This window comes from Pseudonocardia sp. UM4_GMWB1, assembly GCF_017312155.1.
Classification (GTDB): domain Bacteria; phylum Actinomycetota; class Actinomycetes; order Mycobacteriales; family Pseudonocardiaceae; genus Pseudonocardia; species Pseudonocardia alni.
In genome coordinates, this window is the sequence record NZ_QJPN01000001.1 from 452,708 (window position 1) to 466,723 (window position 14,016).

The window sequence follows — 14,016 nt, forward strand, 5'->3', positions numbered from 1 at the left end:
CACCAGCGGAAAGGTGACCCTGTCCAACTGAGACGGATACCCTTTCTGGAGCCGTTCCAGGAAACGTCGCCAGTCGCTAACCTGGAAGACATGACCGACGAATCGAAGTTCCACGCCCTGCTCCGCGACCAGGTCCGGAGCGAGTTCACCGCCGCCCAGCAGTACCTCGCGATCGCCGTCTGGCTCGACGACGCCGACCTCCCGCAGCTGGCCGCGCACTTCTACGCGCAGGCCGTCGAGGAGCGCAACCACGCGATGATGATGGTCCAGTACCAGCTGGACAACGACCTCACGGCAACCATCCCCTCGGTCGGCGAGGTGCAGAACGACTTCGCCTCGGTCGAGGAGCTGGTGCAGCTCGCGCTGACCCAGGAGAAGCAGGTCACCGAGCAGATCACCACGCTGGCCCGCACCGCCCGCGACGAGGACGACTACCTCGGCGAGCAGTTCCTGCAGTGGTTCCTGAAGGAGCAGGTGGAGGAGGTCGCCTCGATGACGACGCTGCTCACCATCGTGCGCCGCGCCGGCGACGACCTGTTCCACGTCGAGGACTTCGTGGCCCGCGAGCTCGCGCGCGGCGACGCCGCCGACGCGACCGCCCCGGCCGCCGCGGGCGGCGCCCTGTAGGAACCCCTCGTCGGTCCGACCCGGGCCCCGGCGCTCCTCGCGGGAGCGCCGGGGCCCGCGGCCGTCTAGCGCAGGGTGATCTGCTTGCCCGCGAGCACGTCGCGCGCCCGGTGCTCGGACTCGGTCAGCGGCGTGGCGTCCAGCCCGGCCACCGCCTCGTCGAGCCGCTTCGCGAACTCCGCGGCGGGACCCGCCCACTCCGAGGAGTGCATCTCCCGGTCGACGTCCCAGACCGGCACGAGCAGCCCGTGCGCCCGGAACGACCCGGCGTAGCGGGAACCCTCGCCCAGCTCCAGGCCGCCCTGGCCGGACAGCCGCGCCAGCGCCGCCATCAGCGTCGTCTCGTCCTCGGTCCGCACCCAGCGCACGTGCGCCTTGGACCCGGTGTCGACCCAGTACGCGCCACGCACGCCGTCGGCGGTGACCGCCTCGGTCGGCATGATCACCGAGTTGGCACGCTCCAGCATCGCCTGGGCCTCGGGGTCCGGGCTCTCCGACGGCAGCCACCACGCGAAGTCGGCGTGCACCGTCGGCTCCAGCGGTGTGCCGGGCTCCAGCACGTCCTGCAGCCGCTCGCCGGTGTGCCGCCCGGCGCCGACGACCGGCAGCGACGATCCCGGCTCGGCCGAGCGCGCCCAGGCGAGCGCCCCGGCCAGGTCGGCCGAGAGGTCCCCGGAGCGGGTCTGGACCTGCATGCCGAGCAGGACCTCGCCGTTGTCGCGGACGATCGCGGCGGACGCGCCCGGCAGCACCGAGGCCAGCGTGACCGAGCCGCCGGAGCGGACCGGGAGGGCCGCCGTCGCCGAGGGGAGGAACTCCCGCATGGCGACGAGGTCGGGCTCCGCCGCGAGGCCCTCGAACGGCCGGATGACGATCACGTCGTCACCGGCGCCGTGGCAGGCCTTGTACCGCTTGCCGGAGCCGCAGGGGCACGGCCGGCGCGGGTTGTCCCCCGCGTCGGCGGTGCTGGCACGGTTGCGCGTCTTCTTACCCATCGCCGGGCAAGGTAGCGGGTCGTGCATGTCTTCGATCCGGCCGACCCCGGTTTCCTCGCCGACCCCTACCCCGCCTACGCCGCCCTGCGCGCCGCCGGGCCGGTCCACGACCACCCCGGTCTGGGCGTCCCGGTCGCGGTGACGCACGCGGCCTGCTCCGCCGTGCTACGCGACCGCGGCCTGGGCCGCATCTGGTCCGACGCCGTGCCCGCGGCCGAGCTGGCCGCGTTCAACCTGCTGCACCGCAGCTCGCTGCTGGAGCGTGAGGGCGAGCCGCACACCCGGCTGCGACGCCTGGTGGCCTCGGCGTTCGCCCGTGGCCACACCGAGCGGCTGGCCCCGCTGGTGCGGGCGCGGGCCGGGGCCCTGGTGGACGACCTGGTGGCCCGCATCCGCGACGGCGTCCCCGCCGACCTGGTGGAGCTCGTCGCCGCACCGCTGCCGGTCGCCGTGATCGCCGACCTGCTCGGCGTGCCGGAGGACCGTCGGGCGCCGCTGCGGGACTGGTCCGACGCGATCGTGCGGATGTACGAGCCCGACCCCGGCGACGACGGCCGTCGCGCGGCCGAGCGGGCGTCGGCCGACTTCACGGCGCTGCTGCGGGAACTGGTCGACGAGCGCCGGTCCGGCCGCGCCGCCCCCGCCGGGGACACCGGCACGGGACCGGACCTGATCACCGACCTGCTCGCCGTCCGCGACGCCGGGTCGCCGTCCGTCCGGCTCGACGAGGACGAGCTCGTCGGCACCGCAGTGCTGCTCCTGATGGCCGGGCACGAGGCGACGGTCAACGTCGTCGGGAACGGCGTGCACGCCCTGCTACGGCACCCGGACCAGTGGCAGCGGCTGCTCGACGACCCCGGACTGGTCGGAACGGCCGTCGAGGAGCTGATCCGCTTCGACGCACCGCTGCAGCTGTTCGAGCGGACCGCCGTCGTCGACACCACGGTGGCCGGCCACCCGGTCCCGGCGGGCACCCGGATCGCGACGCTGCTCGGCGCGGCGGGGCGCGACCCGTCCGTCTTCGGCGACGACGCCGACCGCCTCGACGTCGGCCGCTCCCCCAACCCCCACCTGGGCTTCGGGGCCGGGGTGCACTACTGCCTGGGCGCCCCGCTGGCCCGGCTGGAGATCGCCGAGGTGCTGCGCGCACTGCTGGAACGCCTGCCCGACGCCGTCGTCGACGGCGCGCCGGCCCGGCGGCCACGGTTCGTCATGCGCGGCTGGGCGGAGCTGCGGCTGACCGCCCACACCGTCCGATGAACCGAATGCCGCAATGATCCGAGAGCCGAACGGTCCATTCCTGGGAGCCGTCGGCGAATTGTCGACGGCGCCGCGCAATCAGCGACGAAAAAGGGGCGTCAAGAACGACCGGAACCGACGTCGACGACCATCGGACGACATGGTGGAATCGACGACGATGGAATCGTGGTCGGAACTGCTGCGGACCGTTCTCGCCGTGCCGGGGACGGGGTACACCTGCGTCGCCGACCCCACCACGGGCGAGCTCGTCGCGGACGCCGGCGGGCGTGCCGTGCCCGGCCTCGCCGGGGTGCTCGGCTGGGGCGCCGCGCAGGTCGTCGCCGACGGACCGGTGTTCGAGGACGCGGTGATCACCACCCGGGAGGGCGACCACCATCTCCTGCGCGCGCTGCCCCGCGACGGCGCGGCCCCGCTGCTCGCCTACGCCCACCTCGACCGGTCCGGCAGCCCGGTCGCGCTCCTCCGGCGGGCACTGCGCCCACCCGCGACAGCCCCGGCACGGACGGATCCGCAGGTCGCAACGCCTGCTGTCGACCCGGCCGCAGCCCCGGCACGTCCGGTGATGCGGGCCCGACCGGCCGCGCCCGTGGTGTCGCCGCCCGGGCCCGCGGACACCGCACCGGCGACGATCGCGGTACCGAGGCCGTCGCCGGTACCGGACGCCGAGCGCACCCCGGGACCGGCCGTCCCGCTCCCCCGACGCGCGCCCGGCCCCGCCGAGCCGTCCGAGCCCCCTGCCGCGGCCGAGGGTGACGACGCGCACGCCGGAGCCGTCCCCGAGGGCGGCCGGTGGGCCGACGACCTGGGCACCATGGCTCGGATCCTCGCCGCGCTGCGCCGTCTGGACCCGTCGTCGACCACAGGGTGACGACGGGGTGTTGACGCTCCGGAATTGCGCGTTATCGTTGTCCGCCCCGGCGCCGTAAAGTACTGAGATCAATTTCCGCGGAATGCGGAACGGGATCGCGGCGCGGACTCCCCGAGATCGTCGCGGCGACTGCCGCGCGGAAGGCTCTTGAGATGAACAACATCGATCGTTCCCTGGACATGGCCGCCAACATCAAGGGCGCGTTCGCGGTCGCGATCGTCGACTTCGACAGCGGCATGACCCTGGGGTCGCGCGGGGGCAGCCCCGAGTTCGACCTCGACGTCGCCGCGCCCGGGAACTCCGAGGTCGTCCGGACCAAGCTCGAGGTCATGCAGAAGCTGGGGCTGCGCGAGAACATCGAGGACATCCTGATCACCCTCGACACCCAGTACCACCTGATCCGGATCATCCGCGGCACCGACGAGCAGCTGTTCTTCTACCTCGTGCTCAACCGCGCCCAGGCCAACCTGGCGATGGCCCGCCGCGACCTGCGCGTCATCGAGCAGCAGTTCGCCATGTCCTCGCCGCAGGCCGGTGCGCCGCAGCAGCAGGGCCAGGCGTTCTTCCCCGCCCAGCAGCGCTGAGGCCCCCGCGACCCACACGACCGATGGGACGTCACCGGCACGCCGTCGCCGTACGCACCGACGGGCTGGCCGCCGTACTGGGGCCGCTGTTCTTCGACCCGCGGATCCGCTCGGCGGCCCTGCTCGACGTGGACAGCGGGATGGTCCTCGACGTCTGCGGGCTCGACACCGCCGTCGGACGGACGGGCCGGGGCGTCCCCGCGGCCCACGACCACCGCGACGAGGTCCGCGGCGCGGCGCACGCCGAGCTCGTCCGGATCGCGCTGGCTCTCGCCCCGAACGCGGGCGGGCGGCTCGGGCTCGTCCTGGAGGCGGGACCGGACCGGCACGTGCTGCGCACCGTCGCCGACCCGCACGGCGGGCGGCTGGCCCTGTCGGTGGTCGTGCGCGGCCCCGACCGGGCCGTGCGGCGGGTCCGCAAGCTGCTGGAGGAGGTCTCCGACGCCGCGCTGACCGCGGGCCCGTCGACGGCGGTCCGCCCCGGCTCGGCGGGCTGGGCGGCCACGCCCGTCGCTCCCGCGCCGCCGCCGGCTCCCCCGACACCCGCACCGGCACCCCCACCGGTGGTGCGGCCGGACGCCCCCCGGGTGCCGGCTCCGCCCGGGTTCAGCCCGCCGGGTCCGCCGCCGTGGTCGGGACCCGTGCCGCCGTCGGCGCTGCCTGCGGGTCCGCCGCTCCCACCGGGACCGCCGGCTCCGCGCCGGCCGTACCCGCCGTCGCCGACACCAGCAGCTGCCGGGGACCCTGCGGCCGCGTCGCCAGCAGAGCGGTGAGCAGGCGGACGACCCGGATCGTGCGCCACGCCGTGACCGCGGCGAGCACGTCGGCCCAGGCGTGCAGGACGACCCCGTCGGCCAGCGCCTGGGTGCCGGTGCGGAACCGCCAGACCAGGACGACCGCGCCGAGGACCACGCACGCCGCCCACAGCGCCCACCAGACCAGCAGCTCCCGCGACGGCGACGGCCGCCGTTCCGGCGGCAGGTCCAGCGCGGCGTGCTCGGTCTCGGCCAGCAGCGAACCGGGCGCGACCAGGTTCCAGCCGGGCACCACCCAGCCCGCGACGACCCACCGGCGGCTTCGCCAGGCGCGCGTGCCCGCGCGGTCCGCGGCGGCCCGGTAGGTCCACAGGCTCCACGAGATCATCAGCACCCCGGCGGCGATCGTCGCCACCACCGAGGACCAGCCGCCGAACCACACCAGCGCGTCGGAGACGCCGACGGCCTCCGGGGACAACGCGTCGGACCGGCTGAACAGCAGGAGCACGTACCGCCACACCTCGGCGACGGCGGCGACCCCCGACACGACGACGACCACCCACAGCACGGGCACGAGCTGCGCGGCCAGCGCGCGGGCCCGGTCGACCGGCCGGAGCGGGCCCTCACCAGGGACCGGCGCGATCCGCCAGGGCCCCACCGGGAGGCCCCAGCGCGGGACGGCGCGGTAGCGGGGCGGGCCGGCGTAGCGGTCCCGCCGGGCCGTGGGCTCGGCGGCCGGCCCACCGGGCGTCGTCGCCACCCAGTCCAGGGCGGCCAGGTACCGGCCGCACCACGGGCAGAACGCACCCCCTCCGGGGGGCGCCGTCCGGCCGCAGCGCGGGCACGGCGGGCCCGGCCGTCGGGACGCCGGCGCGGACACGGGTCAGGCGATCCGGGGGGCGCTGCCGTCGTCGGTCACGACCGTGCGGCCCTGGGCGGCCCAGTCCTGCATGCCGCCCTCGACGTTCACCGCCGGGAAGCCCTGCTGGGCGAGGTAGGCGACGACCCGGGCCGACCGGCCACCGGAGCGGCAGACGACGTAGAGCGGGTCGTCGGTGGGGACCTCGCCCATCCGGCCGGCCAGCTCGGACATCGGCAGGTGACGGGCGTGCGGGGCGTGCCCTGCGGTCCACTCGTCGAGCTCGCGGACGTCCAGCATCGGGGCGTCGGCGGGGAGATCGGACACGCTCACGGCGGGAACCGGGTCGGACATGGCGCCATCCTGCCACGCCGCCCCGTCAACCCGCCGTGAGCGGCGCGGGTCAGCGGCCGTCGTCGCGGTAGAGCGACCCGTGCGGGATCGTCACCTCGTTCGGGTCCAGCGGCGGCTGGACGGCCCGGTATCCGCCGGTGCCCTGCGCGGGGCGGTACCCGCCGGTGCCCTGCGGCCCGGGCCTGCGCCCGGTCCCGAACAGGTCCGGACGCCCGTCGGCCCCGACCGCGGGCTGGGTGCCGGTCAGCCCGGTGTTGCCGAACAGCTCGCCGGCCTGGCGGCTGGTCTGCGGACGCTGCTGCCCCGGGTTCGGCCGGGGCTGCGGGCGCGGCTGCGAGCGGTGCCGACCGGAACCCTCGGCCCCGCGCCGGGGGATCCCGATGAGGTCCTCGGCGGGCACGGCGGTCGGCTTCGGCGCCTCCTTCGGCGCGGTGGTCGCGCGCACCGCACCGGCACCGGTGAGCGAGCGGACCTCCATCTCGGCGTAGCGGGCGGCGTTGAACCGTTCGCGGCCACCGAGGAAGGTGCCGATGATCCCCAGGGCGAAGGACACCGGGATCGACACCAGACCGGGGTTGGACAGCGGGAAGAACGCGAAGTCCGCGTTCGGCACCATCGAGGTCGGGGACCCGGACACGGCCGGGGAGATCACGATGAGGCCCACGCAGACGATCACTCCGCCGTAGATGCTGCACAGCGCGCCGGTCGTGTTGAACCGCTTCCAGAACAGCGAGAACAGGATGGTCGGCAGGTTCGCCGACGCGGCGACGGCGAACGCCAGCGCGACCAGGAAGGCGACGTTCTGGCCGTTGGCGACGATCCCGCCGCCGATCGCGACCAGGCCGATGACCAGCGCGGTCGTCCGGGCGACCTTCACCTCGGACTCCGGCGTCGCGTTGCCGCGGCGGAGCACGTTGGCGTAGACGTCGTGGGCGAACGAGGCCGACGCGGTGATCGTCAGACCGGCGACGACCGCGAGGATCGTCGCGAACGCCACCGCCGAGATGAGGCCGAGCATGATCTCGCCGCCGAGCGCGTAGGCCAGCAGCGGCGCGGCGTCGTTCTGGTTGGCGCGGGTGATCGTCCCCGGCGGCAGCAGCGCCGTCGCGCCGTAGCCGAGCACCAGCGTGAACAGGTAGAAGATGCCGATCAGCCAGATCGCCCAGACCACCGAGCGCCGGGCCTCCTTGGCCGAGGGCACCGTGTAGAAGCGCATCAGGATGTGCGGCAGGCCCGCGGTGCCGAGCACCAGCGCCAGCCCCAGCGAGATGAAGTCGATCTTGTTCGTGTACTGCAGGCCCGGGTTGAGGATGGCCTCGCCGCGCTCGGAGTTCTCGGTGGCCTGCTCCAGCACCGCGGACAGGTTGAACCCGTAGCGGCCCAGCACCCAGGTCGTCATGACCGCGGCGCCGGTGAGCAGCAGCCCGGCCTTGATGATCTGCACCCAGGTGGTGCCCTTCATGCCGCCGAACAGCACGTAGACGACCATCAGGCCGCCGACGACGACGATCACCAGCGCCTGCGACAGCGTGTCGGTCTTCGGGATCTGCAGCAGCAGCGAGATCAGCCCGCCGGCCCCGGCCATCTGCGCGATCAGGTAGAAGAGCGAGACGACCAGCGTCGAGGTCGCCGCGGCCGCGCGGACCGGGCGCTGGCGCATCCGGAACGCCAGGACGTCGCCCATCGTGAAGCGGCCGGTGTTGCGCAGCAGCTCCGCGACGAGCAGGAGCGCCATTAGCCAGCCGACGAGGAAGCCGATGGAGTAGAGGAAGCCGTCGTAGCCGTAGAGCGCGATGGCCCCGGCGATGCCGAGGAACGAGGCCGCGGACAGGAAGTCACCGGCGATCGCGGTGCCGTTCTGCGGGCCGGTGAACGCGTGGCCGCCGGTGTAGTAGTCGGCACGCGTGGCGTTCGTGCGGCTGACCCGCAGCACGATCATCAGGGTCACGATCACGAACAGCAGGAAGAACCCGAGGTTCGCGGCGACCGAGCCGACCGACTCGGCCTGGGCCAGTACCGACGTGGTCATGCGCGGACCTCCGCCTGCTCGACCCGGGCGCGCAGCTCGGCGGTCGGGCCGTCGATCTCACGCTCGGCGAACCGGACGTACAGGGTCGTGATCAGGAACGTGGAGACGAACTGGCCGAGGCCGACGAGCAGCCCGACCGTGATCGTCCCGACGACCCGGATGGACATGAAATCTGGGGCGTAGCTGGCGAGACCGACGTACGCGAGGTACCAGGCGAGGAAGATCGCGGTCATCGGGAACACGTAGCGCCGGAGTCGGCTGCGGTACGCCCGGAACTCGGGACTCGCCTGGATCTGCTGGTAGATCGTGCCGGCCGAGCGCTCTGCGGGGCTGCTCATGGCGCCGGTTCCTTTCGGGTCGTGCTGCGGGGAGCCGGGCCGCGTCGTGGCCGGGGGACCGCGGCGCGCCCCCGGGGGACACACTTCACCCGGAACAACGACGGGGTATCGCATCGGGGAACGTCGTTGCGTGCCGTTACCGACGAAGAACCCCGGTCCGGAGGAATCGACCCGTCCGAACGGTCACGCTGTGTAGACCCATTCGGGGGAGACCCGTCAGGCCCTGTCGTCCAATCGGTCCCGCATGAGACCCAGTCGTTCGGGTGCGTGCAGGCGCAGCAGCACCTGGCCGGCGTCGGCGGGGCGGCGCGCGCGGGTGAAGTTGGAGACCAGCGCCATCGTCGCGAACGCCAGCGGCACGCTGACGATCGCCGGCCGGTACAGCAGGACCCCGATCCAGCCGGCCGACGTGCCGAGCCCGGAGACGTCGGCGCCGGCCAGCGCGGCGACGACCGCCCCGGCCGACACCACCCCGCCGACGACGACCCCGGCGATCGCGCCGACGTCGGTCAGCCCGCGCCACCAGATGCCCAGCACCAGCAGCGGGCAGAACGTGGACGCGGCGACGGCGAACACGAGCGCGACGGCCTCGGCGAAGTTCAGGCCGGTCGGCACGAGCGCGACGACGGTCGGCGGCACCCCGGCGAGCACCGTCGCCAGCGGGAAGCGCCGGGTCATCCGGCCGTGGCGGGGCAGCACGTCGGTGGACACGACGCTGGCCAGGCTGACCAGCAGGCCCGACGCCGTCGACAGGAACGCGGCCCACGCCCCCGCGGCGACGAGGCCGCCCACCAGCGCACCGAGCAGCCCGCTGCCCAGGATCGCGGTCGGGAGCAGCAGCACCGCGGCGTCGGTGCGGCCGGTGACCAGCAGCTGCGGGGTGTAGACCCGCGACAGCACGCCGAGCAGGGTCACCAACAGGTAGAAGCCGCCCAGCATCGCCAGGACGAGTACGGCGCTGCGCCGGGCCGCCCGGCCGTCGGAGTTGGTGTAGAAGCGGCCGAGCACGTGCGGCAGGCCCATGGTCCCGAGGAACGTGGCGAGGATCAGGGAGTAGGTCGCGAGCAGCTGGTGCTGCTCGGAGCCGGTGAACGGGCGCAGCCAGCTCTCGTCGTCGGTGGGGGCGCCGCGGGTGACCGGTACCGGATCGCCCGCCGCGAAGCGCAGCTCGGTCCCGGCGGTGACCTCGTGGGTGGACCCGGCGACCCAGCGGAGCGGGCCGTCGACGGCCTGCCCGTCGACGGTGCCGCGGGCGACGACGTCGACGGCCAGCCGCGCCTCCAGTGTCACCGGCGTGCCGACCGAGACGGTCGTGGGCTCGCGGAACTCCGGCGGCTCGTCGCGGGCGAAGGTGTGGCCGTCGCCGAGCCACACGGCCAGGCCGATCACGGCGGGCACGGCGAGCGCGGTCAGCTTGAACCAGTACTGGAACGCCTGCACGAACGTCACCGACCGCATCCCGCCGAGCGCGACGGTGGCGACCACGATCACCCCGGCCGCGCCGGAGCCGATCCAGTCGGGCAGACCGGTGACGATGCCGACGGTCAGCCCGGCGCCCTGCAGCTGCGGCAGCAGGTAGAGCCAGCAGATGACGATGACGACGGCCGTGCACACCTTGCGCAGCACCGGCGAGGCGAGCCGGGCGTCGGCGAAGTCGGGGACGGTGTAGGCGCCCGACCGGCGCAGCGGCGCGGCGACGAACAGCAGCAGGAACAGGTAGCCGGCGGTGTAGCCGACGGCGTACCAGAGCGCGTCGACGCCCCGGACGAGGATCAGCCCCGCGATGCCGAGGAACGACGCCGCGGACAGGTACTCGCCGGAGATCGCGCCGGCGTTGAGCCGAGACGGCACCGACCGGGACGCGACGAGGAAGTCCGAGGTCAGCCGGGTCCGGTGGGCGACGGAGCCGATCACGGCGGACGCCACCGCCACCAGGACGATCGCGACCAGCGACAGGATCGCGGTCAGGCTCATCGATCGGCCACGTCGTCGGCGAAGTCCTGTTCCGCCGCCTCCGCGGAGCTCACGTACCACCAGCCCAGGCCGAGCAGGAACGGGTAGACGAGCACGCCGAGCAGCAGCCAGGGCAACCGGATGCCGAGCACCTCGACCTGACCGATCACCGGGACCGCGATGAACAGCGCGGGCAGCACGCCCAGCCCGATCAGCGCGACGACGCTGACCCGGAGCGCGAGCAGCAGCTGGGTGCGGACCAGTGAGTTGCGCAGCAGGGTGCCGACGGCGCCGGGGTCCTGCACGTCGGACAGCCCGCGCGAGGACTGCGCGGTCGAGCGGCGTTCGGAGAGCACGACGCGGACGCGCCCGGCGCCGGGCCCCGCGCCGTCGGCGTCGTCGAGCTCCTCGACGGCCGCGGGCGGGTCGGTCGGCTCCGCGGAGAACGGGCGCGGGCGGGCCCCGGTGTAGGGCGCTGCGGCGGCCGGGGCGAACGGCTCCGGACCGGGCTCGACCGAGGGCTCGGGAGCCGGGGCGACGACGTCGACCTCGGGGGCGCGCCAGATGACCTCGGTGCGTTCGAGGGGGCCGCCGCGCAACTCGTCGAGCTCCTCGTCGAGCTCGTCCTCGTCGGGGAGGTCGTCGTCCAGCTCGTCGTCGGCACGGTCGGCGGAGTCCGCGAGGCGGTACGGCACCGGTGCGACGGGGCCGCGCCGTCCCGCCGCGGACCAGCGGGTGGGGACCGGACCGGTCTCGGGGGACTCCTCGGGACGCGGCCGGTCGGCCGGTGCGACGACGGTCGTGTCCCCGGTCCCGGTACGGGCCGGGATCCCGGCGTCTGCCGTGCCGTGGGTGTCGGCCGTGTCCGGGCCGCGGGCCGTGTCGGTGCCGGTCGCACTGTCCGTGACGCCTGCCGTGCCGGTCGCGCCCGCGGTCCCGGGGGCGCCGGTCGTGTCGGTGGTGCCCGCCAGGAGCGCGCTGCGGTCGGGGGACCAGGTGTTCGACCACGACGTCGCGCCCGGGACTCGCTGGGGCAGACCGGAGCCGCCGCTCGAGGGGGGCCACTGCTTCCCGCTGTCGGCGACGCCCGGTGCCGGGGTCACCCCCGGGGCGGACGACCAGCCGTCGCCGGGGCGCACACCCTCCGGGGCGTAGGGATCCGGCACGAGGTTCGCACGGGTCCGGGCCGGGCGGGAGCGGGTGGGCTGGAGCGGCCGGACGTCGCTCTCACACGCGTCGGGGTCGTCGGGGGCGTCGGGGTCGTCGGGGGCGTCGGAGTCGCGGGCGTCCGGGTCGCGGACGTCGGGGGTGCGGACGTCGGGGGTGCGGACGTCGGGGGTGCGGACGTCGTCGCGCGGGGCGCCGTCGTGCCGGGTGTCGTCCTGCGGGCGCGGGTCGGCCGGGGCAAGGGCGGCGGGCGACGGCGCGGCGGCCCCGGCGGTCCCGGCCGGGTTCGCGACGCCACGGGCGGCCGCACCGCGGGGCGGGTCGCCGTGGTCGGGGGCCGGAGCGTCGTGGTGGTCGGGTTGCCCGCTGTCCCGCGGCCGCGTCCCGGCCGGGTCGACGCGGGCGTGCCGGCCGGTCCCCCCGGCCCGGTCCGCGACGCGACGGGCGATCTCGGCCTGGAGCCAGCCGGCGCCGCTGTCGTCGGCGGGTTCCTCGACCGCGCGGCGGGCCCGGCGGGCGGCGCGGCCCCCGGTCGCTGCGGTCGCGTCCCGGTCGCCGACGGTCCGGTCGCCGGACGTCGGGTCGACGGCGGGTGCAGGCGCGGCCGGAGCAGCACCCCCGGTGCGCGCAACGGCCGCCGCGGGCCCCGGTCCAGCGGTCGGTTCCGGGCGGGGGGTCGGCCGGGGGCCGGTTTCCGGCACGGAGCCGCCACCGGCGCGGCCGGACCCGGACCGCTCGGGGCCGGACGCACCGGTGACCGGCCGAGCCGAGCCGGAGGAGGACCCCGGAGCCGGACGGTCGGACGGGGTGCCACCGGCCTCCGGCCGCGCCGGCGCGGGCCGCCCCCGGTCGTCGGGCGCACCGGACCCCGGCACCGGGCCGTGCGGCAACGCGGCGGACGCTCCCCCGGACCCGGGCGCGCCGTACCCCTCGGCCGGCCGCGGGTGCGGACCGGACGCGAACGAGCCACGCGGCTGCGCCGGGATGGCGTTCCCGGACGGCTCCGGCGCGAGGGCGACACGGCGGTTGCGGTGCTCGAGCGCCGGGTTCCAGGCGTCGAGACCGGCGACGGCACCGTCGGGGTACGGGCGCGACCGTGCGGGGTCCGGACGCCCCTCGGGCGCGGCGGAGGCCTGGTCCGCTCGGGACCCGGCGGCCGTCGCGTCGGGTTCGGTGCCGGGCCGGTCGGACCCGTCGAGATCGTCCGCGGCCCGGTCGGACTGCGGACGCACCGACGGCGAGACGCCGCCGGTGGACCTGCTCACCTCTGGCTCCACGCCTGCTTGGTCGCGCGGACGAGGCGGTCCTTCAGCTCACGGGTGTGCCGACGGCTGACCGGCAGCTCCGCGGTCTCCGGGCCGGATCCGATGCGCACGACGTAGCCGGACCCGGCCAGCCGCAGCTCGGTGACCAGCGGCAGCGCCACCAGGAACGAGCGGTGGATGCGCACGAAGCCGGCGTCGCGCCAGCGGTCCTCGAGCACCGACAGCGGGATCCGGACGAGGTGACTGCCCTCGGTGGTGTGCAGCCGGGCGTAGTCGCCCTGCGCCTCGACGTAGCGTACGGCGGACCGCGGTACCAGCTTCGTGGTGCCGGCCAGCTCGACGGGGATGACCTCGTCGTCGCCGCCGGTCTCCTCGCGCACGGTCTCGACCGGCCCGCTGCGACGGGTCGACAGGATCCGGTCGAGTGCGGCGGAGAGGCGCTCGGTGCGCAGCGGCTTGAGGAGGTAGTCGATCGCACCGACGTCGTAGGCGTCGACCGCGCGGTCGTCGTGCGCGGTGACGAAGACGATCGCCGGCTGCACGGCCATGTTCTGCAGCACCCGGGCCAGCTCCAGGCCGTCGAGACCGGGCATGCGGATGTCGAGGAACACGGCGTCGATGTCGGTCTGCTCGGCGACGTCCGCGCCGCCCCCCGCGCCGGCTCCCGCGGCCGCCCCGGCCCGGCGGCCGTTCAGGATGCGCAGGGCCTCGGTGGACTCGCCGGCCTTGAGGACCGTCGCGACGCGCGGGTCCTCGTCGAGCAGGAAGGCCATCTCCTCGAGCGCGGGCTGCTCGTCGTCCACCGCGAGAACGACCAGTCCGCGAGTGGTGTCGTTGCTGTCCACGATCTCCTCATCCTGCTTCCGGGCCTGCGCCGGGAAGCCCATCCGCTCGATGATCGCCCGGCGCCGCGACCATGGTGACGTGCCGACGCGCGTGATGCCAGGGCACGAACCGGATCG

11 protein-coding genes and 1 pseudogene are annotated in these 14,016 nt (G+C 75.0%); 4 read left to right on the plus strand and 8 right to left on the minus strand.

The annotated features are described in order from the left end of the window. The first annotated feature begins 90 nt into the window (after positions 1-90). Complete coding sequence (locus DMP15_RS02270; RefSeq protein ID WP_083657986.1) at positions 91-627, plus strand: ferritin; 537 nt, start codon at positions 91-93, stop codon at positions 625-627. A gap of 65 nt (positions 628-692) precedes the next feature. Here the strand turns inward: DMP15_RS02270 and DMP15_RS02275 are convergent, their stop codons facing one another. Further along, the gene (locus DMP15_RS02275) at positions 693-1,622 is read right to left on the minus strand and encodes a DUF5926 family protein (RefSeq protein WP_073573764.1); all 930 of its coding nucleotides are present in this window, start codon (positions 1,620-1,622) and stop codon (positions 693-695) included. Between the two features lie 21 nt (positions 1,623-1,643). Here DMP15_RS02275 and DMP15_RS02280 point away from each other — a divergent pair, with 21 nt between their 5' ends. From DMP15_RS02280 to DMP15_RS02290, 3 genes are all read left to right on the plus strand, one after another. Beyond that, on the plus strand, positions 1,644-2,882 hold the full coding sequence (locus DMP15_RS02280) for a cytochrome P450 (protein ID WP_337825395.1): 1,239 nt from the start codon (positions 1,644-1,646) through the stop codon (positions 2,880-2,882). A gap of 157 nt (positions 2,883-3,039) precedes the next feature. Further along, positions 3,040-3,750, plus strand: a complete 711-nt coding sequence (locus DMP15_RS02285; RefSeq protein WP_073573762.1) for a hypothetical protein — start codon at positions 3,040-3,042, stop codon at positions 3,748-3,750. A 152-nt stretch (positions 3,751-3,902) separates the two neighbouring features. Next, on the plus strand, positions 3,903-4,334 hold the full coding sequence (locus DMP15_RS02290) for a hypothetical protein (RefSeq protein WP_073573761.1): 432 nt from the start codon (positions 3,903-3,905) through the stop codon (positions 4,332-4,334). A gap of 606 nt (positions 4,335-4,940) precedes the next feature. Here DMP15_RS02290 and DMP15_RS02295 read toward each other — a convergent pair. The 7 genes and pseudogenes from DMP15_RS02295 to DMP15_RS02325 form a co-directional block, all read right to left on the minus strand. Next, positions 4,941-5,849 carry a DUF4328 domain-containing protein gene (locus tag DMP15_RS02295; RefSeq protein WP_157818396.1) on the minus strand — a complete coding sequence of 303 codons (909 nt, stop codon included), beginning with the start codon at positions 5,847-5,849 and terminating at the stop codon, positions 4,941-4,943. A gap of 123 nt (positions 5,850-5,972) precedes the next feature. Continuing rightward, on the minus strand, positions 5,973-6,302 hold the full coding sequence (locus DMP15_RS02300; RefSeq protein WP_062399145.1) for a rhodanese-like domain-containing protein: 330 nt from the start codon (positions 6,300-6,302) through the stop codon (positions 5,973-5,975). Positions 6,303-6,738: 436 nt separating this feature from the next. After that, a pseudogene (locus DMP15_RS02305) lies at positions 6,739-8,331 on the minus strand (solute symporter family protein); the annotation flags it as partial. After that, complete coding sequence (locus DMP15_RS02310) at positions 8,328-8,669, minus strand: DUF485 domain-containing protein (protein ID WP_100879141.1); 342 nt, start codon at positions 8,667-8,669, stop codon at positions 8,328-8,330. The pseudogene DMP15_RS02305 and the gene DMP15_RS02310, both read right to left, overlap by 4 nt. Positions 8,670-8,885: 216 nt before the next feature. Continuing rightward, the gene (locus DMP15_RS02315) at positions 8,886-10,643 is read right to left on the minus strand and encodes a sodium/solute symporter (RefSeq protein WP_161151579.1); all 1,758 of its coding nucleotides are present in this window, start codon (positions 10,641-10,643) and stop codon (positions 8,886-8,888) included. Next, positions 10,640-13,054, minus strand: a complete 2,415-nt coding sequence (locus DMP15_RS02320) for a hypothetical protein (RefSeq protein WP_337825396.1) — start codon at positions 13,052-13,054, stop codon at positions 10,640-10,642. The genes DMP15_RS02315 and DMP15_RS02320 overlap by 4 nt, the downstream gene beginning before the upstream one ends. Continuing rightward, complete coding sequence (locus DMP15_RS02325) at positions 13,051-13,899, minus strand: LytR/AlgR family response regulator transcription factor (RefSeq protein ID WP_174525578.1); 849 nt, start codon at positions 13,897-13,899, stop codon at positions 13,051-13,053. The genes DMP15_RS02320 and DMP15_RS02325 overlap by 4 nt, the downstream gene beginning before the upstream one ends. Positions 13,900-14,016 lie beyond the last annotated feature (117 nt).

Coding starts and splice junctions, on each gene's coding strand:
- DMP15_RS02315 (WP_161151579.1), bottom strand. CDS start 10,643: ATGAGCCTGACCGCGATCCTGTCGCTGGTCGCGATCGTCCTGGTGGCG.
- DMP15_RS02290 (WP_073573761.1), top strand. CDS start 3,903: ATGAACAACATCGATCGTTCCCTGGACATGGCCGCCAACATCAAGGGC.
- DMP15_RS02310 (WP_100879141.1), bottom strand. CDS start 8,669: ATGAGCAGCCCCGCAGAGCGCTCGGCCGGCACGATCTACCAGCAGATC.
- DMP15_RS02285 (WP_073573762.1), top strand. CDS start 3,040: ATGGAATCGTGGTCGGAACTGCTGCGGACCGTTCTCGCCGTGCCGGGG.
- DMP15_RS02300 (WP_062399145.1), bottom strand. CDS start 6,302: ATGTCCGACCCGGTTCCCGCCGTGAGCGTGTCCGATCTCCCCGCCGAC.
- DMP15_RS02270 (WP_083657986.1), top strand. CDS start 91: ATGACCGACGAATCGAAGTTCCACGCCCTGCTCCGCGACCAGGTCCGG.
- DMP15_RS02275 (WP_073573764.1), bottom strand. CDS start 1,622: ATGGGTAAGAAGACGCGCAACCGTGCCAGCACCGCCGACGCGGGGGAC.